The 26,249-nt window shown below is 57.2% G+C and carries 18 protein-coding genes and 2 pseudogenes; 10 read left to right on the top strand and 10 right to left on the bottom strand.

What is annotated here, in order from left to right; all coding sequences use genetic code 11:
• Nucleotides 1-107: 107 nt before the first annotated feature.
• Together AC5EFR_RS21180 and AC5EFR_RS21175 are read left to right on the top strand one after the other, a co-directional pair.
• Entirely contained in the window at nt 108-797 is a 690-nt protein-coding gene (locus AC5EFR_RS21180) for an AAA family ATPase (protein ID WP_493577717.1), read from the top strand.
• Nucleotides 797-1,090 (top strand): hypothetical protein, encoded by a 294-nt coding sequence (locus tag AC5EFR_RS21175; RefSeq protein WP_493577716.1) that lies wholly within the window; start codon nt 797-799, stop codon nt 1,088-1,090. Before AC5EFR_RS21180 ends, AC5EFR_RS21175 begins: the two co-directional genes overlap by 1 nt.
• Nucleotides 1,091-1,260: 170 nt before the next feature.
• Here the strand turns inward: AC5EFR_RS21175 and AC5EFR_RS21170 are convergent, their stop codons facing one another.
• Together AC5EFR_RS21170 and AC5EFR_RS21165 are read right to left on the bottom strand one after the other, a co-directional pair.
• Nucleotides 1,261-2,367: a nucleotidyltransferase family protein gene (locus tag AC5EFR_RS21170; RefSeq protein ID WP_493577715.1), complete on the bottom strand. Its 1,107-nt coding sequence runs from the start codon at nt 2,365-2,367 to the stop codon at nt 1,261-1,263.
• A gap of 51 nt (nt 2,368-2,418) precedes the next feature.
• Nucleotides 2,419-3,816, bottom strand: coding sequence for a hypothetical protein (locus tag AC5EFR_RS21165; RefSeq protein WP_493577714.1), 1,398 nt, complete (start codon nt 3,814-3,816; stop codon nt 2,419-2,421).
• Between the two features lie 299 nt (nt 3,817-4,115).
• Between AC5EFR_RS21165 and AC5EFR_RS21160 the strand changes: the two genes are divergently transcribed.
• Together AC5EFR_RS21160 and AC5EFR_RS21155 are read left to right on the top strand one after the other, a co-directional pair.
• Nucleotides 4,116-6,269 carry a polysaccharide biosynthesis tyrosine autokinase gene (locus AC5EFR_RS21160; protein ID WP_493577713.1) on the top strand — a complete coding sequence of 718 codons (2,154 nt, stop codon included), beginning with the start codon at nt 4,116-4,118 and terminating at the stop codon, nt 6,267-6,269.
• On the top strand, nt 6,266-6,862 hold the full coding sequence (locus AC5EFR_RS21155) for a YdcF family protein (RefSeq protein WP_493577712.1): 597 nt from the start codon (nt 6,266-6,268) through the stop codon (nt 6,860-6,862). The genes AC5EFR_RS21160 and AC5EFR_RS21155 overlap by 4 nt, the downstream gene beginning before the upstream one ends.
• Before the next feature lie 48 nt (nt 6,863-6,910).
• Here the strand turns inward: AC5EFR_RS21155 and AC5EFR_RS21150 are convergent, their stop codons facing one another.
• From AC5EFR_RS21150 to AC5EFR_RS21140, 3 genes and pseudogenes are all read right to left on the bottom strand, one after another.
• Nucleotides 6,911-9,118 (bottom strand): glycosyl hydrolase family 28-related protein, encoded by a 2,208-nt coding sequence (locus AC5EFR_RS21150; RefSeq protein WP_493577711.1) that lies wholly within the window; start codon nt 9,116-9,118, stop codon nt 6,911-6,913.
• Nucleotides 9,119-9,306: 188 nt separating this feature from the next.
• Nucleotides 9,307-10,284: pseudogene (locus AC5EFR_RS21145) on the bottom strand (glycosyltransferase).
• 72 nt (nt 10,285-10,356) lie between these two features.
• Nucleotides 10,357-11,718 carry an oligosaccharide flippase family protein gene (locus tag AC5EFR_RS21140; RefSeq protein ID WP_493577710.1) on the bottom strand — a complete coding sequence of 454 codons (1,362 nt, stop codon included), beginning with the start codon at nt 11,716-11,718 and terminating at the stop codon, nt 10,357-10,359.
• A gap of 174 nt (nt 11,719-11,892) precedes the next feature.
• Between AC5EFR_RS21140 and AC5EFR_RS21135 the strand changes: the two genes are divergently transcribed.
• From AC5EFR_RS21135 to AC5EFR_RS21115, 5 genes are all read left to right on the top strand, one after another.
• The gene (locus tag AC5EFR_RS21135; RefSeq protein ID WP_493577709.1) at nt 11,893-13,125 is read left to right on the top strand and encodes a glycosyltransferase; all 1,233 of its coding nucleotides are present in this window, start codon (nt 11,893-11,895) and stop codon (nt 13,123-13,125) included.
• Complete coding sequence (locus AC5EFR_RS21130) at nt 13,122-14,039, top strand: NAD-dependent epimerase/dehydratase family protein (protein WP_493577708.1); 918 nt, start codon at nt 13,122-13,124, stop codon at nt 14,037-14,039. The genes AC5EFR_RS21135 and AC5EFR_RS21130 overlap by 4 nt, the downstream gene beginning before the upstream one ends.
• Complete coding sequence (locus AC5EFR_RS21125) at nt 14,036-15,037, top strand: sulfotransferase family protein (protein ID WP_493577707.1); 1,002 nt, start codon at nt 14,036-14,038, stop codon at nt 15,035-15,037. The genes AC5EFR_RS21130 and AC5EFR_RS21125 overlap by 4 nt, the downstream gene beginning before the upstream one ends.
• A gap of 30 nt (nt 15,038-15,067) precedes the next feature.
• On the top strand, nt 15,068-16,174 hold the full coding sequence (locus AC5EFR_RS21120) for a DUF1972 domain-containing protein (RefSeq protein WP_493577706.1): 1,107 nt from the start codon (nt 15,068-15,070) through the stop codon (nt 16,172-16,174).
• Between the two features lie 625 nt (nt 16,175-16,799).
• Nucleotides 16,800-17,831 carry a replication initiator protein A gene (locus AC5EFR_RS21115; protein WP_493577705.1) on the top strand — a complete coding sequence of 344 codons (1,032 nt, stop codon included), beginning with the start codon at nt 16,800-16,802 and terminating at the stop codon, nt 17,829-17,831.
• A 79-nt stretch (nt 17,832-17,910) separates the two neighbouring features.
• On the opposite strand, the gene AC5EFR_RS21110 is transcribed toward AC5EFR_RS21115, so the two are convergent.
• Both AC5EFR_RS21110 and AC5EFR_RS21105 read right to left on the bottom strand, forming a co-directional pair.
• The gene (locus AC5EFR_RS21110) at nt 17,911-18,591 is read right to left on the bottom strand and encodes a hypothetical protein (protein WP_493577704.1); all 681 of its coding nucleotides are present in this window, start codon (nt 18,589-18,591) and stop codon (nt 17,911-17,913) included.
• A 601-nt stretch (nt 18,592-19,192) separates the two neighbouring features.
• Nucleotides 19,193-21,584 (bottom strand): annotated as a pseudogene (locus AC5EFR_RS21105) (Tn3 family transposase); the annotation flags it as partial.
• Between the two features lie 453 nt (nt 21,585-22,037).
• On the opposite strand from AC5EFR_RS21105, the gene AC5EFR_RS21100 reads away from it, so the two are divergent.
• On the top strand, nt 22,038-22,400 hold the full coding sequence (locus AC5EFR_RS21100) for a recombinase family protein (RefSeq protein WP_493577703.1): 363 nt from the start codon (nt 22,038-22,040) through the stop codon (nt 22,398-22,400).
• Between the two features lie 154 nt (nt 22,401-22,554).
• Here the strand turns inward: AC5EFR_RS21100 and AC5EFR_RS21095 are convergent, their stop codons facing one another.
• The 3 genes from AC5EFR_RS21095 to AC5EFR_RS21085 all read right to left on the bottom strand — a co-directional run.
• Complete coding sequence (locus AC5EFR_RS21095) at nt 22,555-23,544, bottom strand: hypothetical protein (RefSeq protein ID WP_493577702.1); 990 nt, start codon at nt 23,542-23,544, stop codon at nt 22,555-22,557.
• A gap of 15 nt (nt 23,545-23,559) precedes the next feature.
• Nucleotides 23,560-23,766 carry a hypothetical protein gene (locus tag AC5EFR_RS21090; protein ID WP_493577701.1) on the bottom strand — a complete coding sequence of 69 codons (207 nt, stop codon included), beginning with the start codon at nt 23,764-23,766 and terminating at the stop codon, nt 23,560-23,562.
• Nucleotides 23,767-24,035: 269 nt separating this feature from the next.
• A partial coding sequence (locus tag AC5EFR_RS21085; RefSeq protein WP_493577700.1) for an Ig-like domain-containing protein occupies nt 24,036-26,249 on the bottom strand: 2,214 nt, incomplete at its 5' end.

Below are 26,249 nucleotides of genomic sequence, written 5' to 3'. Positions count from 1 at the left end.
CAAGCCTACCTTAGAATAGCATTTGGTAGAGTAGGTTACTCTATGCTAGACTAGCCGAATAGGTCCGCAAGAGGCCAAGACAGAGCAGAAATCAGACAGGATACCCAATGCCCGTAATCGCATTTGCCAACTCCAAGGGGGGTAGTGGCAAAACCACCAGTGCACTTCTTTTGGCGCAGGCGCTGGCCACCCACAAACCCACCACTATCATCGATGCCGATCCCCGGCATCCCATCACCACCTGGGCAGAAAAACCCGGCCTGCCGGAGGCGCTCAGCGTCACCACCAATAGCAGCGAAAGGACGATCCTGGATGAAATCGAAGAGGCCGCAGAACGTGACCCCTTTGTGATCATTGATCTGGAGGGCACAGCCTCGCGTCTGATGAGCTATGCAATCAGCCAAGCCGATCTGGTGATCATCCCGATGAAGGAGCAGCAGCAGGACGCACTGGCGGCGCTGGATGTCATCCAAGAGATTCACCGCGACATGAAAGCGACCCGGCGCAAGATTCCTTATGCGGTGCTGTTCACCCAAAGCCGCGCGGCGGTGAAGTCGCGCACGGCCCGCCATATCGGGACACAATTCCGCGGCAACGAACATATCGATACATTCGACACCGAAATCCATGAGCGCGATGCATTTGCAGCCATGTTCTCGATTGGGGGCACGGTGGCGGATATGCCCCCCTCCAAGGTCAATGGGCTGGATCGCGCGCTAGAGAATATCGAAGCCTTCCGCGCCGAGACCATTGCACGGCTGCGCAGCATTCGCGTCAATGCAGAAAGGGCAGCGTGATGATGGATCGCGAAGCGCTTGCCATGCCGCGTTTGGATGACATGGATGATTTCGCCCCACGCAAAAAAACCGCACCGGGGCAGGGCGCGCGCACCAAGCCTCGCGCGGCAGAGACCCGGCGGGCTGTTGACGCGGCTTCGGCCTTTCCCTCGCGGGAGGCGGCCACAGATGGGCAACTGAACCTGAAAGGGCCACGCCATGTGCTCGACCGCTTCCGCACCCTGTGCAAGGAAGACCGGCGGGCCTATTACGACATGCTGGAAATTCTGATGGACCGCTACGAGGCCAAATAGCCCACCGGAGTTTCCCAAGGACAATCCGGCTTGGCCCCTTGGGCCAGCCGTCTGAGCCAGCCGTCTGGGGCGCAGGCGGTTATTGCCCTGCGCCTTGGCGGCGCTCAACCCCTCAACAAACCAATGCTGAGCCTGCATTCGGCTAGGGGCAGGTCTGGCTGCCGATAGGTTTAATGCTCTCCGCCACGCCAATGCATGCGATAGGTTTTGTCACACGCCAGCAAAACAAAATGGTGGCGAAACCGGCGATCCGTGAGCATTTGCAAAGCATAGGCCAAGGCGCTTCCGGGAACGAGCATGCGCTGCAGGACCGGACGGGTCCATGTAGAACGCGCGGCCCGCGCCCGCAGGCGGGACAGATACGGCCACTCTTGCCGCTGTCCCACAACGGCCCCCGCCCCAAAAAGATCGGCCAAAACCGCGCTATACCAGGCATAGGACCCATAGGCCCCGGCCTTGCGGAAACATGTCTCGATCGCCGTGAAATCGATCGCCGACTGCTGCGCAAGCGCCATAACATCAAGCCCATCACGCAGGCTGGCCGACCCGCCCAGCATGGACAACCCGCGCAGGGTGGCATGGGCGATGGCCATCGTCACTTGGTGCTCGGGGCAGGGGATATACGCCTGCCAACCGTTCTGTGTCACCGGGCGGGCCTTGGCCAGAACTTCGGAGGCCGGCAGCAGATAATTAGGATCGGAAAAGAACCCCTTGTGCAGCTCAACCCAAGCCGGATCCTGTGGGCGGCGGATCGGCACCGCATGATGGGCGTAGCTGCGCATCCAGGTAATCGGGGTCGGGCCATCATACCCAGAAGAAAAGCCGCGCGCCTGCAGGTGCAACAACGCCTCAGAGAGCCGGTTCTCGGGGACCAAGACGTCGATATCCGACGTCATGCGCGCGCCGGACAGATGACTGCCCCCCAAAATCTGCGCCATGCCTTTTAGGTAAACGGCCTGTACGTCAATCTCGGCCAAAGCCTCGGTCAAGGCGCGGGCCTGCGCCGCAAGATCGGCATTGCGGGCGCGATTCAGCAGCCAGACCGCTTCCAGCGCCTCTGCCAAATCGGTCTCCACTTCGCCCAGCAAGCCGCGCCGCCGCAGCGCCAGATAGAGACCGGGCAACACCCGAAACCCATCGGCCAAGGCCATCAAGGCTCTTATATCCACGCCATCCAAACACCCGGAAGTCGGATCGTCCCCCGGACCCAGCAACGCGCAAAGCAAACGCAACAGGGCAGGGCGCTCTGATGTGGTTTGCTTATCGAAAAATGACATGCTCACATCAAACGCCCGCGCATTGTTCCACAGATAATGTCCACATTTCGGTCACGCGGTCCCGGGCTCAGCCATTGTGGGCTGCGCGCGTGTCGCCGGAGCAGACATGCCCTCAGTCACCCGGCGCCGGCGTTCGATCTGCAATGCCGAGGCAAAGAGCCCGACGCTCATCCATGTGAAAAACGCCAGCCCACGGTTTTCATAACTTTGATTGGCAAAAGACAGCAGCGTGATCGCAAGCAGCGCATAGGCCATCAGGCGCGCCAGCCGGGCCAGCCTCGGATCGGCGCTCTGCCGCGCGTTGCGCGCCCTGAGGTACAGCCGCAGATACATCCCATAAAAGAGCACCGCCCCGATCAAACCATAATAGGATAGGATCGCCGCCAGATAGAAATCCTCGAGCAGACTATCTATGTAATACATGAGAACATAAGGCAGATGCGGATAAGAACGCGTCGCATATTCCGCCACAAAGAACCGGTCAGGCGACAGCCCTGTCACCACCACCGGATCGCCAAGCAATGCAGGAAGATAGGCCAGCAAGATTCCCAGCCTCTGGTTCATGAGATTGTCGATGATGCGCGCATCCAGCAGGCTGATGAAATTGCCATATTCAAAGCTGCTGCTTGAGGACACGGCGCTCACCGTTGCCGAGAGCAGCACAAATCCCACAGGGATCGCCGGCAGCGCAATCAGCGTCAACAGCACCCGTGTGACCAGCCGCCTTGAGCTAAACAGGTAGTGCACCGTCAACAACATCCCCACCAAAAACACTGTGCGCGAGCCACTCTGGAACAGCAGGAAACAAAACAACAGCAACAGCACAAAGCTGCGGGGGCGGCGGTCATCCCGGCTGAGGATCATCAATATGCCGAATAGGATGATGTAGCTATAGGATAGGAAATCCCCCATCGACCCGATCAGGAAGGAGCGCGTCAGCTCGCGGTTGGAGGTAAAGGAGCGTTCTACATCCGCCAAAATATTACTGTAATCACTGGGCGCAAAGAGCGCGACCACACCTGACCCGCCAACAAATTGTATCACCCCCAGCCCCACCTGGAACAAGATCAGAATCCAGATCAGCCGCAGCACCTTGTCGATCCGCTCGGGCGAAGTGACGATGAAAGGCAGTGCGATGGCCAGAAAGACAAATCTGTTCAGCACCAAAATCTCGGACAAGTTCAGCGCCAAATTTGAACCGCTCACCGCCAGGCTGATCATCACGGAATACAGCAGGAAGGGCAAAAAGAACCATTCGAACCGCAACCCGGTCAACGGCATCGGCCGTCCATGAATCGAGAACCGGAACACATAAAAGACCAATAGGGAAATTGCGCCAAGATCCGCCAAAGCGCGCATCACGAACAATGCCCCACCGGACAGACCCAGCAACGCATAAAGCGTCTCTTGCACTGTCACGAGCCCGCAAAAGAACAGCAAGACCGGCATATTTATTCCCTATCACTCTGCACCCAAAGGGAGGTCTGCCCCACTGCTCTGCCCGTTGCTCATCACGCAGCGTTTAGGCAGCACAGGCCCTAGCTAGGCAGGTGCCTTGGATCGACATAGACAGGAACCGGTCCGTTGCGCAATATCGATCCTCAACCAAAGCAAGACCGATCGTCGCGAGCCCCGCAACAAACAGTGGGTCACCCCGATGCGAATTGGTGGTGCAAGCATGGTAAAACCGCCCCATCAAAGGCCGATTTCCACTTGACGACAGCCCGTGGCAAGGCCGACAAGAAAGCATGAGCAGCATAGATAAAAAAAGCCTCGATGAAACCGCGCGGACACCGCTTGACGAAATCGACTTTGCGCTCATTGCGCGCACGATCTGGGGCGGAAAACTCCTGATCCTCATCTGTGGCATCATCGGCTTATTGGGGGGCGGATATTATGCCTACCGCGTTGCTGAACCTATCTATGCCGCCACTACGGTGGTCGAGTTTTCCCCCAAAGAAAACAACCTCCTGGATCTTAACAGCATCGTATCGGGCACGATATCGGATCTCTCCACCGTCAACACGACACTGGAATTTCTCCAGTCTCGCAGCCTCGCCGAGGAAGTGGTCACTCAACTGAATTTGCTGGAAGATCCCGAGTTCAACGCCGCCATCCGCCCCGCAGTGCGTTCATTGCGCGGCATTGTTAAAGGTGCTTTAGTGCAGGCAGGTGTTTTTCAACAGGCTGAACCGCTGTCTCCAGAAGAACAAATCAACCGCATATTTCGCAATACCACCGCCGCGCTCGGCGAGGCCTATACTGTCTCGCATATCCGCGAAACGCATCTGTTAACGATCACGGCCCGCGCCTCGGGCGGGAGCAAAGCCGCTGATCTGGCCAACACATTGGCAGATGTTTTTCTAGAAGCCGAACGGCAAAAAATCTTCGAATCCACTCAGGCCGCGATCAACTGGCTTAGCGCCGAATTGCTCAAAATCGAAACCCAGCTCAAACAGCTCGAAGATGAATTGGCCGCGCAAAAGCTATCCTCGGGCGTAGCCACACAAGAAAGCCTTGAGGGTTTGGCCGTTCAGTTGACGGATATGCGCCTGCGTGAAACCCGCCGCCAAGCCGAATTAGACACCGCGCAACTCACGCTGACGGACATGGTTCAGGCGGTGGAAAGTCGCGACAAGACCGCCATCCTAACCGCGTTCAACGATCCGCTTTTGCGACGACTAAGCAGCACGGTTGGCCCCACTGTTACGGCACGAGACGCGGCCTTTCTGGAACGGGCCGAGACCGTCTTGCAGACCCAACGCCAGGCCATCACACGGAGCCAACAGGATCTAGGCTTGATCACGGATGCTGCGGAACGGCTCAGGATTTCGCTTGAAGAACAGAACCGCGACCTACAAAAACTCGTACAGCTGGAACAAGAAGTCACCGTCACCCGGGATTTGTACGGGACCTTTCTGACCGGCCTGCAAGAGGCCACAGTCCAGATCGGCCTTGTGCGCAATGACAAGCGGATCATGACCAAGGCGCTGTCTCCGGTGCGCCCGGAATCGCCCCGCCGTCTGCGTTTGACCGCTGGGTTTGCAGTTCTGGGAGGGTTGGCTGCCACACTCTTTTTGCTGTTGCGACTGGTGATGAATACCGGTGCCCTACGCTCAAGCGAACAGCTTGAAAGCATAAGCGGCCTGACGGTGCTGGGCGAAGTCTTGGCGGCCCCTGTTCGCAAGCGCACCGGAGTGCCGCGCTATTACTTGGACAACCCGACCTCTGCTGCCGCTGAAACCCTGCGCAACCTGCGCACCTCGCTCTTGATGTCGATGCCGAAGGACGCCCAGAAGACAATTACCATCACGTCCTCGGTGCCCGGAGAGGGCAAGACAACCCTGTCGCTGCTCTTGGCCAGCAATCTGGCCAATCTGGGTCGGCGTGTGCTGCTCGTCGAGGCGGACATACGCCGCCGCACTATGCCCGAATACTTTGAGATGGGAGAACACCCGCATTCCATGGCCGGCGTGATGGAGGGGTCTGTTTCCCTGCAGGATGCCGTGTTTCATGATCAAGCACTGGGAATTGATCTTTTGACCGGCGATGAGTTCGAGGAAAACCCAGCGGACTTGTTCTCATCCGAACGTTTCCGCAACTTGATCCCGCTTTTGGCGCAACACTACGATCACGTGATCCTAGACACGCCGCCGGTTCTCGTGGTGCCCGATGCCCGCATCATTGCCCAGCAGACTGATGGGCTGATCTTTGTTGTCAGATGGGACTCGACCCAAGTCACACAGGTCAAGGAAGGGCTAAAGCAGTTCCGCGATCTGGGGATTCAGCCAAACGGACTGGTCCTGTCCAATGTCATTCCGCGTAAGATGCGTCGCTATGGCTATAGCGGCTATGGCAAATACGGATCGCGCTATTACAACACCCAGCGGCGCAAATCGTGATCCGCACCCTCCGCGCCCTTCTTATGGCGCTTGTGGGGGGGTATGTGGCGTTCTTTGCCCTGCAAGTCGGATTCACGCGGTTCTTTGCCCCCAGCAAGCCCCCCCCCAAGGCGGCGCATATCGTCGTGCTGAGCCACACCTATATGTATCAGCTCAAACCCCGCATCCAAATTGGAGCTGAGCTGTTTAACAAGTCAGCAGCGCAAAGCCTGATTGTTACCGGAGAGAACATCGCTCCGCTCATGGCCGAAATGGCCCAAAAGCAAGGCGTCCCAACAGAGTACATCCTCCAAGAGCCAAAGGCCAAATCGACCTTGCAAAACGCGCTCTTTGTCCGCGAAATGCTGCCCCGCGATGGGGCACCTTTGGTGCTGGTCAGCGACCAAAGTCACCTGCTGAGAGCATGGGTTAGCTTTCGCTGGGCAGGGTTTTCCGAAGTCCATCTGCGCGCCAGCACATCACCACGTTGGGAACTGCCAGACAGCGCTCTTGAGGCCGGAAAATGGCTGTACAACCTCTCCCGAATGGCAGCGGCCAGCGCGCTGCATGCACTTGGGGTGACACAGGGACAATACTCATGGCTGTTGGAATAATCCCATCTCAGCCCCCTCAGTCGCAAGGGGGCTGACACTCTGTCCTGATCAGCTCAGCACCCCAGCAGAGCGCATCCCATCCAGAACCGCATCAAGCTTGGCATTGAGAGAGGCAAAGTTAGAGTTGATCCCAACATCCGCCCCCGATCCGGAAATCGCATTCAGCGCCGCACCTGCCGTGCCACCGGTATTGTCGTTCAGGGCAATAATATCTGGTTGGGGGGTGGTTTGACCAACTTGGAACGGTCTGTATCTCCCAAGCGCCGCATCAAACAAAACGAAGCTAGATTGTCCGGCCTTCAACACCTGCACCAGTGAATTGTCGCTGTTATTGCGCACCACCAGATCCCCAATGCTTGTGTCCAAGTTTTCCACCAAGAACATCCGCCCGTCTACGACATAGCCCTGATCCGGTAAGCGCACAGCCACGCCAAGCCCCGTCGCCACATCAACCCGAACCAACGTGCGCGGGTCGTTTGGCGCAATAGGAAGGGCCGAAGTCTGCCCGGTAAACTCCGCCGCGCCACCAAGCGCCAAAGAGCCTAGCATATGGGCACCTGTGCGTCGGTCCGTCAACCGGGTTGGCGTTGCAACCTCTGGATCAAACAACCGGATCATCGGGGTCGGGTCATAATATCCCAGATGGAAGTCCGGCCAGGATATCGACCCGCCAAACTCTGGAAGAACCCCCGAGAACAAGAAAATCGGATCGCCGGTATGAGGCAGATCATTGGAGATGGAGACATGGTTTACACTGCCGCTATGCACTCCGTAATTGTCCACGGCCCCCACATGGCAGAAAGGCGCAAACAGGCGGAACGCAAAAACACCGGTAATGTCGAGACTAGAGACCTCATCCAGGTCGATCACCTTATCGGTGATGTAACTGCCGCCATCACCGCCACCGCCCAGAACAAACATCTGGTCGATCTTCAGGCTCTTGATGGTAGAGCCAATACCGCGAATATCGCACTCACGTGAGCTGCCTTCAAAGTAAACATTCGACAGCTCCAGATGGCGCAGTGCTCCGTTGCTGCCGCGAATGCCATTGCGCAAACAGTTCTGAACAGAGCTGTTTTGAAAGGACACGTTCGAGAACACCCCATTTTGCCAATCAAACCCGTCGCGCCAACTGTCAATGACGCAGTTTCGGAACGTATAAAGCCCACCAAAGATATCTGTTCCCGCAGCAATTCCCGTGCCGGTGGACGCGGGCGCCCCAAAGAACATCGTGTGTTCAAAGTCCGCATACCACGAGGATTTGGCGAAGATCCCATGACCGTCGACATGGCGCTGATAAACGACACAGCGGTTGAGATAGATTAGCGGGCAGGATGCCGCCTCGATCACATAGCCGTTGGCTTTATTCGCCACAAAGCTGATCCCTTCGGCCTCGAACTTGCGCGCGGGGTAGGGGTCGCCACCTTGTCCCAAAGCCTCACTGGCAATAATCAACCCGTCGCCCGTTGCCTCCAGAATGGTGCCATAATCGGGCGCATAGTTGCGGATTTGTGAAATCGCCAAAGATCCATCGCCGATCAGCCGAATGCGCCCTTGGCGGTTCGGGTTGGTATCAGGTCGGTACCCCGGGTTCAAAGTCTCATCATAAAAAGCATAAAGCGCATCATAAATGAAATGCCCTTTAGGGAGGGAGATCGTGTAGACATCGTTCCACGAGGCCGCATTGATCGCCCGCTGAATCGCAACGGTATTGTCCGTCACCCCATCACCAACAGCGCCAAAGGCCGTTACGTCGATCTGATCGGACAGGCAGCTCACGCAGACCTCAACCCCGCCTGCGGTCACTATCTGAGTATGAGCGCTGCCGCTCTCTTGGACTTCGTATTGGTGATCACCATGGCTCACATAGATCAGATCACCCGGAGCAACCCGGAGCTTGCCATGGCTTGCCTCATAGCTCAGCGTGGTGTCATCAAGAAGATCAGAGGCGGTGGTAAAACTCCGCACAAACCCGGTTTCAGTTTCGGAGACCGCAATCGTCTCCTCGCTTTGCAAAAGGCGACCGGATGCATTCTGGATTTTGATCCGATAGGAGCCCGCGCGCAGGTGGCAATGATCAAACCGCCCCGCGGCGTCGGCTGTCATCGGATTTTCGGTTGGATCGGTGAGATGTGCATCGCTATAGAGCGCTGCCAACGCATCCGTTCCGGCGACATATACGGCGCGCCGAGCCCCTGGCTCTGGCTGCTCGCCGTCATTCCGCGCCATATTCCCTTGGTAAACAAGCTCTGCCATCTCACGTCCCTTTGCTGCCTCAAGGATCCCCCTCTCAAGGCGACCCAGCTTTGATATCATCTGCCAGAACGTACAGATGGAACGCTTAACGGGAGTTTGGAGCACCGAACGGTTCCATACCTGTCAGGGCAAAAGGCTCCCTTCCAGGCAGGGCAAACACGACATAAATAATGAGGATGTGGAGTAACTTAGCCGTCGGTCAACAAGGCTGCGATCCGACCGGTTTGGGTCACCATGGAAAAGCCGTGGCGCGCATCTTGCGCCGCCTGCTCGGCAAACTGACCTCGCTGTGGGGCCTCCACGATCAGACGAGTCAACGCTGCAGCGATGGCATCGGCATCTTCGGCGGGAACGGTCAAACCATTCTCGCCATCTCGCATGGCATCAAGGTTTCCATTCACCGCCGTGGCAATGATCGGCTTGCCCATATACATCGCATCCAACAGCGTGCGGGGAAGGCCTTCATAGCGCGAGGGCTGGGCTTAAATGTCAAACGCCACTAAAAGATTGGTGTAATCTGTCCCGGTGATGGTGCCTGTAAAGGTGATGCGTGGATGATCTGCGGCCTCTGTCTGCATCGCCGTCATGCGCGGCCCGTCTCCGACCAGAACAAGCCGCGCTTTGGGATGGTGCTCGGCAATGGCCTTGAAGCCACGAATGAGGAATTCTTGTCCTTTTTGTTCATGCATACGCCCAATGCAGCCAATCACCAGATCATCATCAGCCCACCCAAAGCGTGCCCGGGTCGCGTCCCGGTTTTCACTGGGCACCCGAGCCGAGAAATCGACCCAATTGTTGACGATCTCGATCTGACCGGCGTCATGTCCCTGTTCCAATAGGAAATCGCGGATGTCCCGACAGCCCGCCACCAATGTGTCATAGCCGGCCAATACATGGCGGTCGATGCTGGGATATTTCTTTGGTGCCGACACGGTCTGAAGCGAAAGCAGCCGCGCCTTGCCCCCATATTGTACGGCCCGACCAATCGCATCGCCGATAAAGGCGGTGGTTACGATGGCATCTGCCTTAATCCCCCGCCCGGCCCGGATCGCCGCCACCAGCTGGGGCACCGAACGTTTGCCCGACGCATAGGGAAAGCTCAGAACCGAGATTTCAGCCGCCAACCGCCCGTCTTCCGTTGCCCCCTCCCCATGCAGGCAAAGCATTGTCACCTCATGCGACTGTGCAAGTGGATTGAGCAAAGCAATAAAAAAATAAAGAGTGGGTATCAGGCCATTTCATCCTGGCACCATCCAAATACCCAACCTGTGACGGACATAGGCTGCCTTGCACAGGCCCATCCCTGTGATCGCGCAGGCCTGAGCGATGGCCGCTCCCAGAAGTCCATAGGCCGGAATCAAGGGCAGAACACAAACCGCCATGATCCCCGCCCCCACCAGCGCCGAGCTGCGAATATCGCGCTCATGGCCCGCAAGTATCAAAAGATAACCCGACGAGCCGCTCACCGTATTGACCACCTGTCCAAGAGCAACAACCGACAGAGCCATGGCACCTCGGGTAAATTCTGGACCAAACAGCCCCATCAACCAAGTTGATCCCAAAATCATGACCAGGAAAATCGGTGCATTGATCAGTGTCACAATCAAGGACATACGCCGCACCAACCGCGCCAGGCCAGCTGAGTCACCGCTTTCCTGCATCTGCGCGATTTTGGGCACCATCACCGTGTTGACCGCCGTCAACAAGAACGACAGAAGCATCACAAGCCGTGTCACCGCGCCAAAAACCCCACTGTCCGCAGTGTCAGCCCAGACCCCCAAAAAGAACAAAGGTGCCCAGGGTAAAAAAGCGCTTTCAATCAATGACATGACCCATAGCTTACTGCTGCTTTTCCAAAGGATTCCCCCCTCAAATTGCGGCACAGCCTGATGCGGTGCCATGGTGCGGTACCAAGCGATCAAACCATAAATCGCCGCCGCCAAAGTCCCAACCGCATAAGCCAGCGCCGCCCCCGATGCCCCAAGCCCCCCGGCCAACGGCCATATCAGCGCCAGGGCCACCACCGGATAGATCACCCCAGAAACCAGCACCGTATCACGCACCCGGCGCAGCCCCTTAAGGCCTTCGGACACCATCATCATTATCGGGAAACCAACAACACTCAGCGCGATCCAACGCAACGGTGCCGCCAAGCCTGGCTCATCAAAAAGCCATTCCGCCAGCCATGAACTGGCTAGAACCAAACCAAGAGCCAGCGCCGCTCCGACACCGCAAACCAAAATGACAACCCGCCGGAAAACACCGGCCACACGGTCCCAATCCTCGCGGGCTGCCTCGGTTGAAACAAAGCGCAGCAACGCATGATCCAACCCAAGCCGACCGATCACCCCCAAAATCAACGCCACCGACAGGGCCAGGAAATAGAGGCCCGCCCCTTCGGCCCCCAAGAGCCGCCCGATTGCAATATTGAGAACAAAGGCACAGCCGGCCCCAAGAATACGCAACACCAAAGCCAACCCGGCCCCACGCATCACATCCACAAGATTGCGATCGCGTCCCAATCTCTGCCCGAGGCGCTGCACAAGGCGGCCAATACCGGACTGAGCCCGGCAGCTGTTGTCTTTTGCCGGTCCCGTCATACACCTGCTGCCGATGGATAAAATCGGTGCTGCGTATCGCATCTTTACCCCTGAAAGTCTAGAAAGCGCGTATGACATTCTAACCTTTGCACAAGAGGGGGCCGGTGTTTGGATATTCCTGTTGACAGTACTGTCCCGACCTTCCATTCCAGCAAAGGCCTTCCGAGGAAATTCATGCGCGTATTACTGGCACATAATAATTATACCGTACAAGGCGGAGCCGAAGTCTTCTTTCACGAAGTCGGGCGCGTACTTGAGGAAAACGGCCACGAGGTTGCTTATTTTTCTGCTGCCGAAGAGGGGCTGGATGTGCCCCATGCCGACCTGTTTCCGCAGGCAGCAGACTATCGCAGCGGCAGCCTCCTCAAGCGTGCGACCAAGCTGCCCAAGATGATCTACAACCGCGAGGCCAAGGCCGCTATGGCCAAGATGATCGCCCGGTTCAAGCCCGATATCCTGCATGCCTTTGCGGTGTATGTGCGCCTCACCCCGGCAATTTTTGAAGCCGCCTCCGAGGCGGGGGTGCCGGTGGTTGTGTCGTGCAACGATTATAAGCACATCTGCCCAAATTATAAGCTATTTCACCACGGTCAAATTTGCATGGAATGCAAAGGCGGGCGGTTCCACCGCGCCCTGGTCAATCGCTGCTGCCACGGTTCTGCGGCCATCTCTGCCGCATCCATGGCCGAGGCCTATATCCATGAGCGCTACAATCTTTGGCGCGGGCAGGTGAACACCTTCCTGTTTGCCAGCCAGTTCATGGCCGAAACAACCCGCGATTTTTGGGCCGACAAGCCCGAAGACATTCGCATCGACTATCTGCGCAACCCGTTTGATGCAGAAAAAAACCATGTGGCCGCAAATGTAGGAGACTACCTTCTCTACTTCGGGCGCCTGATCGACGAAAAGGGCGTGGATGTGCTGTTGGATGCCGCCGAGCACGCGCCTGATGTGCCGGTGGTTGTGGTTGGTGATGGCCCGGACCTTGCCAAGCTTGAGGCGCGCGCCGCCGGGCTGGACAATGTGCGCGTGGTCGGCCCGGCATGGGGCGAGGACCTACACCGCTGGTTGCATGGAGCACGGGCCGTGGTGGTGCCATCAATCTGGCATGAAAATTTCCCCTATGTGATCCTGCAATCCTTTGCGGCGTCTCTCCCTGTTATCACCTCGCAGCGCGGTGGCATGCCGGAACTGGTGCATCCGGACACAGGGCAGGGGCCCTTTGGCTGGACCTACGAGGCCACGGATGCCACGGCCTTGGCCGCGCAGATGCGTGATGTCATGGCTCTGCCTGACGACCAGATCGCGGCAATGGGCGCCGCCGCCTTCGCCTATGTCTCGGCAGAGTTTTCAGACACGGCGATCTATGAACGGCTCTCCATGATCTATAACGAGGTACTGGCATGAAGCTCCTGATCCTTGGCGGTAGTGGATTTATCGGCAGCCATGTGGTGGATGCCGCCCTTGCGGCCGGGCATCGGGTCCGGGTCTATGATCGCATGCCTGAACGGTTTCGCCCAACCCCGCCGGGTGTTGAATTTATGCAAGGGGACCTCAGCGATACCGCCGCCCTTGCCGAGGCCCTTATCGGCATGGACATGGTGTTCCATCTGGTCTCGGCCACGGTACCCACCACCGCCAATCTGGATCCGATTGCCGATATTCAGGGCAATCTTATCGCCACGCTCCGGCTGATGGAACTGATGCGCAGCCAGCAAATCCCGCGGTTGCTGTATCTGTCATCTGGCGGCACCGTCTATGGCATCCCAACCATGGTTCCGGTCCCCGAAGCGCATCCGCTTCAACCGATTTCCTCCTATGGCATCGTCAAGGTCGCAATTGAAAACTACATCCGCATGGAAGCGAACCTGCATGGGCTAGAGGCAACGATCCTGCGGCCCTCGAACCCCTATGGCCCACGTCAGGGACATGGCGGTGTTCAGGGCATCATCGGCACGTATTTGTGGCGCCATGCCAAGGGCGAGGGGATGGAACTTTGGGGTGACGGGTCGGTTGTGCGTGACTTCATCCATGTACGTGATTTGGCCGATCTATGTGTTCTCTGTGCCGATCAGAACGTCACCGGCACCTTCAATGCCGGGGCCGGAGAAGGCCAGTCGGTGCTGGATATCATCAACGGGATTGGCCGCGTCTCTGGCACGCCATTAGATCCGATACGTAAACCGGGTCGTAAGTTCGACGTGCCGCGTGTGGTGCTGGATATTTCGGCCGTACAGGCGGCCACCGGTTGGCACCCGCAAACCCCTTTTGAAGACGGACTGGCCCAAAGCTGGGCCTGGGTACAGGATAACGCAGTTTGATCTTTATCGTCGGAAATAGTCGCAGCGGCACCACCATGCTGGGCCGAATGATCGGCAGCCATAGTCAGGTATACACCTTCGAAGAACTGCACTTCTTTGAACAAATGGTTTCAGCCGAAGAAATCTCGACGCCACCAAGCTGGGCGCGCGCACGGCTGAAAACCATGCTGGAACGGCTGTTGACCTCGGCGCGTAGCAACATCTTTCGCTCCGTCGAACCGGGGCGCTACGGCGCGGAGGCTGAGACTATCCTAGACACCGCCGCCAGCGACGATCCTGTGGCGGTTTATGATGCGTTCCTAGCCTTCGAGACTGCGCGCCATGACAAGCAGATCCCCTGTGAACAGACCCCGCGTTATCTCTATCTGGTCGATGAACTTTTGGACCGCTATCCGCAGGCCCGATTTATTTGCATGGTGCGCGACCCACGCTCGGTGCTGCTATCGCAAAAGAACAAATGGCGGCGCCGCAAGATCGGCAAGGAAAACATGCCCTTCTTTTGGGCCGCCCGTGCTTGGGTGAATTATCACCCCTATATGACAACGCTGCTTTGGGCCTCTGCCAGCCGCAAGGCCCAAAGCTTGCAGGACCATCCACGGGTGCTGTGCCTGCGCTTTGAGGACCTGCTGCGCAACCCCGAGGCCCAGACCCGACAACTTTGCAACCATCTGGACCTGCAGTTTGAACCGGACATGCTCGAGGTCTCGCAGATCGGCTCATCTCTGGATGATGATCAGCCCGACAAGCGCGGAGTGGATGCCTCCAAGTTGGACAGTTGGCAGCGCAGCGGGTTGTCCAATGCAGAAATCGCGCTGTGCGAACAACTCGCTTGCGAGGAAATGCAGCATTGGGGCTACGCCTCTTCGGGCCGCCAGAGCTCTGCTCTGCATCGGATCGGCTTGATGGCTGGCTTCGTGATAAAATCCATCTTGGCACTCTTTTTGAATCTTCGCCGGTTCAAGAACCTGCCGCAAACGCTGCGCCGCCGGTTTGGCTGAACCGCAGGCCGCTTGAGGTATGACTGCCTGATGACACAAGAAATGCTTACGCAGACCCGGCCCTCCCGTATTGCCATCATCGGCACGGTGGGGGTCCCGGCCAATTATGGCGGGTTCGAAACCCTTGCCGAAAATCTGGCGCTTTGGCACGAAAGCTCAGAGCGCTCTGACACCCTTACGGTCTATTGCAGTGGCAAGGCCTATGCCGATCAAGCACAGGAATTTCACGGGGCGAAACTGGTTTATATTCCGCTGCAGGCCAATGGGGCACAGTCGATTCCCTATGACATCTGGTCGATGCTCTCTGCTTGGTGGCGCGGCACAGACAAGATGCTGATCCTCGGGGTCTCGGGGGCGCTTTTCTTACCGCTTCTGCGGATGTTCAGCCGCGCGAAGATTGTCACCAATATCGACGGGATCGAATGGAAGCGTGATAAATGGAGCCGCCTGCAACGGGCCTTTCTCAAATGGTCCGAAGCCTTGGCCGTCCGGTTTTCCCACCAGATCATTGCCGACAATGCGGCCATCGCTGACTATGTCAACAAAAGCTATGGGGTGGAAAGCGCTGTGATCGCCTATGGCGGTGATCACGCCTTGGCCGCGACACCTGTCCCAACACCAGAGATCGACCTGCCACCACGCTACGCGCTCAAGATTTGTCGGATTGAACCAGAGAACAATATCGACATGGTTTTGGAGGCGTTTGCCGGCAATACCGATCTGCCGCTGGTTTTTATCGGCAACTGGGATCGCTCGCCTTACGGCGCTGCCCTTAAGGCCCGCTACGCCGAGACACCGGGATTATATCTCGTCGACCCAATTTACGACATCGGAAAGCTACGTACCCTGCGCCAAGGGGCCACTGTTTGTGTACACGGCCATTCGGCGGGGGGGACCAACCCGTCTTTGGTAGAGATGATGGTTTTTGGGCTTCCGGTCTTTGCCTATGATTGCGCCTTCAATCGCGCCTCAACCGAGGATCAGGCGATGTACTTTCAGGATGCAAAGTCACTACGGGCGCTTGTCGCGGAAACCCCAACCGAGGTCCGGGCTGAGATTGGCGCCACCATGAAGACGATTGCCGATGCTCGCTATACTTGGAATGTGATCGGACAGACTTATTTTGACCTGCTGTGAACGGGTGACATTTTAGCTTTGTGGTTACAGTGGAATATGCGTCATAATGATGATTATGTTAAAAAATCGAATTCAGTCCTCTATGTTCCACCGATGACAGATATTTCTGTATCCATCATTTCCAAGCCAATTCGCATGTTTTGCGTGTTCAGGTTGGCTTAGGATTTTTCCTAAATCTCAGAGACATATTTGGCGACCGTACCCAAGGGCTGCTCTTTCAGGGTCTGAAGAGACCTGATCTGCGCAACTTGGGTGTTATATATGTGTTAGATATAGTGTTACGCCCGAAAAAAATCGAATTCCTACTTTATTAACAAATACTTGCCCACCTGGGGTGTGTGTAAAGTGGTGATTCTGCGTGTGCAAAGTGGTGATTCCCCGTGTGTAAAGTGGTGATTCCCGAATCAGCCGTGCATCACGTCTCCTATCCCCTTGAAAACAGAGTCTCTTTTGAGATGCCCCATGTGTGAAGTGTCGTTTGTCGGTTCAGCCGTGTGTGAAGTGTCGTTTCTTTAGCGCTGTGTGTGTGAAGTGTCGTTTTTTACTTGGTGTGTGTGAAGTGTCGTTGTAGGTTTCGGATGTGTGTGAAGTGTCGTTCGTAAAGCGCGTCAGAAGGAACCAAACCATGGCCACTCATTATCCGCTTTTGCCGGACCGTCATCCGCAGGGGGATTTCTTCGTCTGTGACATCCTTGATGCCGCCCCCAAAGGCGATATGGGCTCAATGGAACACCCGATCTTCTCGCTTTCGACGAAACCCGACACCCGACCGCGGCGCTATGAACACAATGGTATGACCGTAGAAATCAAACCTTCGGTGGATGGGTTGGCCACCGTGCATGACCGCGATGTGCTGATCTATTGTATCTCAAGCCTGATCAAAGGCATGAACAACGGCAAGGAGCCACAGCAGGTGATCCGCTTTCAGGCGGCGGACCTGCTCAAGGCCACCAACCGCATGACCACCGGGCGGGGCTACACGCTGCTCAAGGCGGCGATGGAGCGGCTGGCGGGCACGCGGATTTCGACCAATATCAGCACCGGTGGACAGGAAATCTTTGAAACCTTTGGCCTGATCGAACGCGCCCGCATTGTGCGCGAAACCCGCGATGGGCGCATGCAAGAGGTTGAGGTCAAACTGTCTGACTGGGTTTTCAATGCGATCCGCGCCCAAGAAGTCCTGACCCTCAGCCGCGAATATTTCCGCCTGCGCAAACCGCTCGAACGCCGGATTTATGAGTTGGCGCGTAAGCATTGCGGCCGTCAGCGAGAATGGCGCTGCTCGATGGCGGTTCTGCAAAAGAAATGCGGCTCTGGCTCGACCCTGCGTGAATTTCGACGGCTTGTGACTTCGATCGCCAAAGAAGACGAAGAATACAGCCACATGCCAGACTACAAAATTCGTATCGATGAGACCCGTGATCATTTGGTGGCAATTTCGCGCGGCACTGTTGGAACAGAGCAAGGCGAGGCTGTGGACATTCCGCCGTTGGATCCCGATGTCTATGACATGGCACGGGCCGCGGCGCCGGGCTGGGATGTGCGTATGATCGAAGCGGAATGGCGGGGCTGGGCCACGGAGGTCCCGCGCAACCCCGAAATGGCCTTTTTGGGATTTTGCCGCAAATGGGTGGCGCGGCGTGGGACACCATCGTAGGTCCTGACGTTAACACGCTCAGGGGGAATGCAGAGTGTTCGCAATGGCCCCCGAGCAGTCATCTGAGATGGGCGACCTATTATGAGGCCTTACGCTGGTTTTTTCGGCGCAGGTTTGCTGAATCCATCAAACGGCCCATCATTAAGAATTTTTGCAAATCGGGGTGGGCGTGTTTTATCGTGCTCAAAACCTGCGCATATCCCTCATAGCTCGCCAAGATTTTGATGTGCCGCCCATCCAAAAAGTGAAGTTTGACCCCGATGGCCGGGTTTTTAGCCGCCGGCTCAACGCTTGAAATATCCGTGATCGCAAACCGTTTTGGGCGACGTAAAAACCGTCTTAAAACAATGTCATCCGCCGAGACATGGATGCGCTTGAATGTGTCCACAAACAAAAATAGGGCCATGATCGAAAGGCTGCACATGATCGCAAAAGAGAGCCAGTTCTTGGTCGTCTGTTCGCTAGGGTCTGGCAACACCCCGAACCACAGGAACGCCGCGCCTCCGCCAAAAAACAGCCCTGTCCAGCAGGCAACTTTGAGCTGACGGCGGGGCGGGCGCATGACCAATATGGCTTGGGTGCCAATGCCGGTTTCATGGCGACGTGTGGAGGCCTGGGCCGGGATGGACCAGCCCGATCTGTTCGCCTCGGCTTGTCTGGTGAGAACGCTCTGGAAAAGCCGTTTCTTTACCCAATACATGGCCAGTGCAATGGCTAGAGAAATCGCCGCAATGCCCTGATTCTCCAGAAGAAATGTCAATATTTCGGTGAACTGTTCAATCATTTTAGGCCCATTAAATAGTTAAAGTGGTCTTTGTCTGTGGTGGGGCATGGCAAATGGAGGGCAAAGCAAACCGCTTCTGCGGCGCAAAGGCGCTGATCTATGGCTTATGGCGTGAGAGCCTCAAGAAACGCGCGAAAGTTGGCGATGCCCTGAGGAGCGGTAGTTCATGGTGGTGTCGAGGCGGCGTCAATTCTTTGCTGAGAAAGGGATATGCTAGCTGTCAGAGACTGCCATTACCCAACTGCCCGGTCCATCGAGTTTTTCATAGGCGTTCAGTAAAGTAGTGTTGGTAAGTGTCATCTTTGTCCTCAGTTTGGCCAGATCGGCTGATGGAAACGACGTCGGAGGGGTTTGCCTTTAACGCCAGGTAGATCGGAGCATTTTGAGAGCTTGATCCACAAGCGGACACTCCAAGAATTGCTGCGCAAAAAAATAGTAACCTCATGTGAGCTCCTCCAGCTTTGTACTGTGTGAAAATCGAGTCCCGATCGCGAAACCCGAATACGCTTTGTTAAGCCATGTTGAAAAACGGGGCGCTGTTCCGGCTGGGAGCAGAATGACACCGTAAGGTCGGATGTCATCGGTTTTTCCACCTGTATTCGCCTGTGAGCAGGATATGTGCCCAACCAAGCGGTGAGATGTGTGAGAGACGTTCTGGCGCCCTATCAAGACCTGCGCCTTTTCGGGCGGCGACGGCGTGGCCGATGTGCTTGGTGTTCCACTAGATGATGATAGCGGCCATCAGGTTTAGATCGCCCATGCGGTAGCGCTGACCTTCGGCGGTTCTATTGCGGATTGCACCCTGACGCCCGATCCGCAGAGCATTCTTCAGCGCGTGATGGGCTTCGCCTTTGTTCAGGCCAATATTGGCGCGGCATGTCAGCGTCCAGCTGCCAATCTATGAAGAACAAGGTGCGCTCTACTCGCCCAATTTCCCGCAACGCCAGGGCGAGCTCATGCTGACGCGGATAGGTCGCGCAATTCCTTCGGTGCGGTTGCGGGATCGAAGAGATAAAGCCGCTCCGACGGCAGGCTACGGATGCGCGGAATAAAGCGATATGACAGCAGCGCGGTGACGGCGAAGACGTGGTCTATAAAGCCACCAGTGTCGGCGTACTGTTCTTTGATTTTCCGACCGACCTCGTTCATCAGCGAACCATCCAAGATGTATGGGGCTTCATTCACGGTCGCTGGAATGTTCTGGGTCGCGAACGGGCCAAACTGATCGGACATGTGGGTATAGGCTTTCAGCCCCGGCTCGGAGCCGTATTTGGCATTGATGAGATTCATGGCCTCGCCGTGACGTGTTGTCGGGAAGAATTGCCCGTCACTGGATGCGCTGATACCGCTGCTCCAGTACCGCGCCATCGGTCATTCTGACTGCGCAGCGATCACCATGACGAGCGCTCGGTTGATGGCCTCGCTTTCGATATGCCACCGCGACAGGCGGGAGAGCTGGAAATAGTCGTGCGAGCTTGTCGCCTCGGCCATCTTGCTGAGGCCAAGATTCAGCCTCTCGGCTAACAGCACGTTCAGCAGCCCGATGCGATCCCTATAGGGAACGCCGGTGCGCAAATGGGTGAAGGCTTCGGTAAATCCGATATCGTATCCACTTCCTGCAGCAGATCGGTGATCCGAACCGTAGGCAGGCGGCCATAGAGATCGAGTACCATGGCACCAGCCCCGTCAGGCACGGCCCCGGTCAGTCGATCGACTTTAAGGATGCCATTTTCAATAGCAGCATCTGGGATGCACCCGTTCTCGCGGCTTGAGCTAACCTCCTCGAATGGCATTGCTCAGGCGAGGTGTTGTTTGGGCAGCCTCCATTGGCACAAGCGCCTGTTTCAAGTCGGCTTAACGCCGGAATGCGAAAGCCAGATGTCACCAGATCGGAACGCGTCGCGGATGTGGAACAGCACAGCGACCTCCCAAAGCCGGTTGTCATCGGGTTCCTGGGCATTGAGGTAGCGATGCCATTTCGAATTTCGACGCAGGAAAGCAGTCTGGCGAGGCGCGTCGACCTGATCTTCGGCGATGATCTTGGCAGCTTTTATCAAAGGCGCGGCCACTGGAGCATTCTGGATATCTAGCGCAGGCAGCATGCGGGCGCGTACCGCCGGAACCGGTGATATCCATGAATGACATGCGTCAGGGCATCCGCGGCCATCATGTCAGCTAACTCGGCAGCAGTCGCCACCATGCTTTCGAGATGTGCCCAACCGCAGGCGGTCTCGGTTGCCTCATCGCGAGATGCGCCATCTCCCTTGGCTTCCAGCAGCGCCGCGCCAAGGTCTTTGAATGATCGCAACGTTTCCTGCAGGGATGATCTGGCATCTGCAATCCGCGCCTCGCACAGTTTCTTGGCCTCCCGCCAAGTTTTTGCCGACGATCCGGTCATGCATGGCCCGGCAGGCGATTGCGAAGCAATCTGCGGGGGTCTCGATCAGAGCATCAGCATCAGCTGCGGCCCATTCGATTGCGCATACCGCGAGGATCGCCAAAGGCGGGTCGCTTGAAATGTCGCGCAGGTCATCTGCAAAGTACCTTTCACCTTGGCGGCGCAGGCGCGTGACCCGGTAGGGTGGAACATCCCCCAGGAACCGGGACGCCCCTGCCGAGTTGTTGCCCACCTCGAACTGGCGCAACCAGAAGAAGCGATCTTGCCATCGACGATCTTGGTCAGCAGTGCGTCCAGCTGTTCCTTCGTTTCGTCGTTAAGTCTGTCGGCAATCCGATTTTCTATTCTGCGTTCGGCGGCATTCTTCGACAAACCTGCGCGCTAGGTCGTCGTTGAACCGGGCCGTTTCGGCCGCTGTCTCAAGCCAAGCCTTGAGATACCGTGCGGCATAGCCCGAGAACATCCTGCAGCCGTAAATCTGGCGGATGGCGTGCAAATGTTGCTGACGGGTCTGATGCCACGCGGCATGGGGCAAGATATCCTCGCCGGTCAGGCCAAGCCGGGCTGCGATTGAACAATCGCTCCCACTGGACGAGGCTGAGCTACAACCAACGCTGGTCCATGAAGAGCACAGCCGATCCTGGGGAACCGACACAACCCAAAACAGGCTGGGTCCTTGAAGATTCTGAACTCTACATTGTCTTCACTGCCTGGACATCCCGAGATGGCCCCACGCGCAACCTGTGTGACATCCACCTACAAGACCCGGACCGGATATGGACCGAAAGCGAGCAAGGACACTTGCTCCGGCATTTTCTGCTGCGCCAGACCCAACTGATCGCGCAAGGCACGCACGAAATTGACCGCCGATTGAGCCCTATACCCCCAACTATGAATTTGGGCTTTTACTATCGGCGCAAAATCCAAAGGGCTGTACCGTCACAAACAATATCGCGCTGTTGCCTGACGGAACTTACTTCTCGGCGGGCAGTGGTGAACAAGCCATCAAAGCCTGTGATCAAAATTGACCCGCCAAGGCGATATTCTTGGAGACGCGCGCGTCTCAACCGCGGATCAAGACCTCAGTGGCCAAGTCACCCGCCTGGACCGGCTCGACACGACATCCGCTGCCGGTGAACTGATCTTTCACGTCTTTGGAGCCATTGCCCACGTCGAACGCCGCCTCATCTCGGAGCGCACCAAAGACGGCATCGAAGCCGCCAAAGCGCAGGGTCGAAAACCGGGGCGACCGCCCCTCGAAGCCGAAACCGTCTTGGCGTTGCAAAACCTCGTCCAAGCCGGAATGACCGCCGGGCAAGCCGCCAAACAACTTGGTATCGCGAGATCAACCGCTTACAGATTGATCAAGGAAACAGCGCAGCTCTAGCTAAGCGGCCTTAAGGTGTCATTCTGCCCCCAGCCGGAACAGACCCCAATTGGTCCAGTTTGATTGCTAGTGCATGATTGGGATGTGAGCCATCGGGATGCTGGTTTTCGGGGCTGGTTTTCGGGGCTGGTGGGCGACAACCCAACTTACGCGCTCATATCTCGAGTGCCTCTTGCAACAGCTTCTGTGTGGCGGCCAAGTCAGGGGTGCTGCGCATTGCAAAGGCGGGGGTTTGATCAAGGAGTGTAACGAAGCCGCCAATGTGCTCTGGCTGCATCCAAATCCCCGCTTGGGCGATGTTCAAGAGGGTTTCGATCTGGCTGAGCTGTACCGCTTTGGGGGGCAAATCGGGCGAGAAACGGGGGAAAACGATAAGATCCACCGGACCCGGACCCGTGGCATAGGGGGTGCCCTCTAGGATCTTGTAGGGCAGGTCACCCTTGTGAAAGACCGGTGCGTCCTGCAACGGCCCAAAGAGCGGCTCTGTGAGCGGCCAGGCACCCTGCTTGATGGTTGGTGAAAGGGGGACGGGCCAGATGCGACCGTCCTCTAGGATGGGCAACAGGTCGTCTCCGAGATAGTGGCCCCCATCGGCCACCAGCTGTGCGGCCAGAGTGCTTTTGCCAGAGCCGGAGGTTCCCGCAAACAGCAGCCGCTTGCCACGCCAAAGCACGCCAGAGCCATGCAGGATGCAAAGAATAGACTGGTTGCGCAGGAGTTTGTGGATCAACTCTTGCATGACGCCAAGGATCGGGCCGTCTGACTTGGTGCCAAAGATATGGCCCTGTTTCTCGAGAATACCGTTGTACCACAAGCCCCACAGGGCCTCTTGTTCGGCAGTGCCCTCGGAGATTTTGGAAATCTGCACCACCCCCTCTGGCGGCTGGGTCGTTTCCAACCCGCGCAGCATCCGTGTCATTATGTCGGGGATCACGCTGGCATGGATGTCGAGCGCAAAGGCGGGTTCGCCGGGCAGAGCATAGATGCCATAGCGTCTCAGCGGTGTGGGAGGCGGGCATTGTAGGGGGGGCGCCTTCGCAACAGGCGTATCAGACCGGGCCGCGTCTGCTGCGGCCCGATTGCCAAGAAAAATCTGGCTCTGGGTTGGGTTGGCCCACACCCAAAGGCCACCAATCTCGTACATTATTGGATAAGGGGGTTAGGTGCCGAAGCCGCCGCCGCCGCCACCTGGGCTGCCTTCAACGACATTTGCCTTGGCCTCATCAAGCAAGATCAACGAGACCGGCACAGCTGCGGCACCGGCGCGTGCGATCTTGCCGAGTAGGGCGCGGCGTGAGCTATCCTCAAGGCTATCTTCGGGCGAAACGTCCTGAGGTAGGGTCTGGTGATCGGTGTCTTTCGTCATGAGACTTACTCTCCTAGTGGCAGTGGTCTACACCTCTGGCCGAAATAAAAATTAACGGTATGTTTCACACATTTCCGTACAGTTCAAAAGGTACAAAGTGCCGTTTTATGCAGTGGCAAAAATACTGTCTCTGCCCATATATCTATCAAGTTCACATTACTCTCACAAGGTAACAGGTCGCAAGTAGGTAAACTGTTGCTGGCTTGTTGCCGTGTCACTTATGCGGTGGTTGCCCCGGTTATTACACCGGGGCAACCCTCTGTTCTTTATTAGGCCCCGAAGACGAAGTCGTCTGCGGTCAGCGGGCCGGTAAAGCCTTCTAGGATCACTTCCGTCGAATAGCCGTCACCTTCCAAAATCAACGTGGTGTTGGTGCCGTCGGACGAGATGCTCAGCGGGCCGCCTGCTGCGGTGGCATCGGCAAAGGTCCAGACTTCGTAACCAATCAACCAGATGGTATCCAACCCGTCTTCGAAGTCAGTGATCCGGTCGATACCGCCACCGGTCTGCGCCGAGAAGAGGAAGCGGTCTGCATCGGCACCACCGGTCAGGACATCGCTGCCTTTCCAGCCAACCAGACGGTCCTGTCCGGCGTCGCCCTGCACAGTGTCGTTGCCTGCGCCAGCCAGCAGGTAGTCATCACCATTGCCACCGATCAGTAGCACGTCAACGCCATAGCCTTGCTGTTCGGGCTCCGATGTCAGGTCAACCAGGTCATTACCATCACCCATGTTGATTTCCTCGATCCCGACAATCCGGGCGTCGAAGTTGTCGAGCAGGGCATTGGTGCTGGAGAAGTCCGGATCAAAGAGGATCAGGGCTTCGTCCTGGTTGCTGCCGAGGATCCTGTCGTAACCATCGCCGCCCAAGAAGGAGTCGTCGAACTGGACACGACCAGCCAGCGGCGCGGTCACCGGGGTGCCATCGGTCAGGCTGAACTGGCTGTAGGACAGGAACAGGTTGTTGCTCCAGATGCCATCAAGCTCGGTTCCCGACAGGATGAACGTGTCATTGCCGTCCAAACCTTCAAGGATGTCCGCTCCCTGAGAGGTCTCGATGGTGTCGTTCAGGTTCGTACCTGTCAGCACCTCATCCGTTTGGTCCCCTACGATCGGTGTCGGGTTGTCAGCCGGAGCAACCGGCGTGGTTGTCGATACCTGATCGTAGACGAGGAAGTCACTTGCCGTGAGGTTCGTGACACCTTCGAGGATGATCGTGTTGGTCTGATCCCCCTGCAGCTGCACGGTGGTGTCCGTACCGTCCGTTGAGACCGTGATCACACCCGCCGTCACAGCATTGGCGTAGCCAGAGACCCCGTAGGAGAGCACCCAGAGACTATCGACCCCAACCTCAAAGTCGGTGATCCGGTCAACGCCACCGCCGGTCAGATCCGAGAACAAGAAGCGGTCTGCATCCGCGCCCCCGGTCATCACGTCATCCCCGCGCCAGCCGACCAGACGGTCATCGCCCGCGCCACCCAGGATGGTGTCATTGCCAGCCCCGGCCAAGAGATAGTCGTTGCCATCGCCGCCATCAATCAGGGTATTGGCCACATAGCTCTGCTGACCAAGGTCAGAGGTCAGATCAAGAAGGTCATCACCACCGCCAAGATCGAAGACTTCGATGCCGATGATCCGGGCGTTGAACGCGTTCAAGGTCGCGTTCTGTGCAGAGAAGACCGGATCATAGATGATGATCGCTTCGCCCTCATCACTGCCCTGCAGCGTGTCTTCTCCTTCGCCACCGATAAAGGCGTCTTCAACCCGGATCCTGCCGCCCAAAGGCGCCGTGACTGGGGTTCCGTCGCTCAGATCAAATTGGCTGTAGGTGAGGAAGAAGTTGTTATCCCAGAGGCCATCATTGGTGGTCGGCGACAGGTAGATGATGTCATTGCCAGCACCGGCGTCAAAGATGTCTGCGCCTTCGCCTGAAAGGAATTCATCATCGCCACTTGTGCCAGTCTGGACTTCGTCCTGTTCGGTGCCACCCTCCAGACCCGAGGGCCAGATTGTCAGCGCCACATCCTGAACCGTACTTGCCGTCCCGTCCGAAGCTGTGATCTGCAGGTTGTAGGTCGTGCCCTCTGCTGGATCACCACCCAGATAGGTCAACGCGCCCGAATTCGGGTTCAAGAAGAACTGCTCGGACCCGGTGCCTGCGAGGCTGTAGGTGAGGGTATCCCCATCTGCATCCACGGCCTGCGCGATCAGAAGCGCACTGTTGAATTGGCCAAAGACCGCGTCGGTGCTGCTGTCAGAGACAAACACCGGCGCATCGTTCACGGCATTGACCGTGACCCCAACACTGGCCGCCGCGACGGTGCCCGCATCATCGCTGATGATGTAGTCGATCGTATCCACACCGTTGAAGTCGGCATCCGGCGTGTATTCCAGCGTGCCATTGGCGTTGATATCGACCGTCCCATTCGCAGCCACCGCAGAGATGACCTCAAGCGGGCTGTTATTGGGATCACTGTCATTGGC

This window comes from Pelagimonas sp. (assembly GCF_058892305.1).
This window is presented reverse-complemented; position numbering and strand designations above follow the sequence as displayed.

Bases quoted from the DNA above. Each gene is read 5' to 3' on its own strand.
- AC5EFR_RS21175 (WP_493577716.1), top strand. From the start codon at position 797: ATGATGGATCGCGAAGCGCTTGCCATGCCGCGTTTGGATGACATGGAT.
- AC5EFR_RS21090 (WP_493577701.1), bottom strand. From the start codon at position 23,766: ATGACGAAAGACACCGATCACCAGACCCTACCTCAGGACGTTTCGCCC.
- AC5EFR_RS21135 (WP_493577709.1), top strand. From the start codon at position 11,893: ATGCGCGTATTACTGGCACATAATAATTATACCGTACAAGGCGGAGCC.
- AC5EFR_RS21160 (WP_493577713.1), top strand. From the start codon at position 4,116: ATGAGCAGCATAGATAAAAAAAGCCTCGATGAAACCGCGCGGACACCG.
- AC5EFR_RS21140 (WP_493577710.1), bottom strand. From the start codon at position 11,718: ATGACGGGACCGGCAAAAGACAACAGCTGCCGGGCTCAGTCCGGTATT.
- AC5EFR_RS21180 (WP_493577717.1), top strand. From the start codon at position 108: ATGCCCGTAATCGCATTTGCCAACTCCAAGGGGGGTAGTGGCAAAACC.
- AC5EFR_RS21130 (WP_493577708.1), top strand. From the start codon at position 13,122: ATGAAGCTCCTGATCCTTGGCGGTAGTGGATTTATCGGCAGCCATGTG.
- AC5EFR_RS21120 (WP_493577706.1), top strand. From the start codon at position 15,068: ATGACACAAGAAATGCTTACGCAGACCCGGCCCTCCCGTATTGCCATC.
- AC5EFR_RS21115 (WP_493577705.1), top strand. From the start codon at position 16,800: ATGGCCACTCATTATCCGCTTTTGCCGGACCGTCATCCGCAGGGGGAT.
- AC5EFR_RS21150 (WP_493577711.1), bottom strand. From the start codon at position 9,118: ATGGCAGAGCTTGTTTACCAAGGGAATATGGCGCGGAATGACGGCGAG.
- AC5EFR_RS21165 (WP_493577714.1), bottom strand. From the start codon at position 3,816: ATGCCGGTCTTGCTGTTCTTTTGCGGGCTCGTGACAGTGCAAGAGACG.
- AC5EFR_RS21170 (WP_493577715.1), bottom strand. From the start codon at position 2,367: ATGTCATTTTTCGATAAGCAAACCACATCAGAGCGCCCTGCCCTGTTG.
- AC5EFR_RS21095 (WP_493577702.1), bottom strand. From the start codon at position 23,544: ATGTACGAGATTGGTGGCCTTTGGGTGTGGGCCAACCCAACCCAGAGC.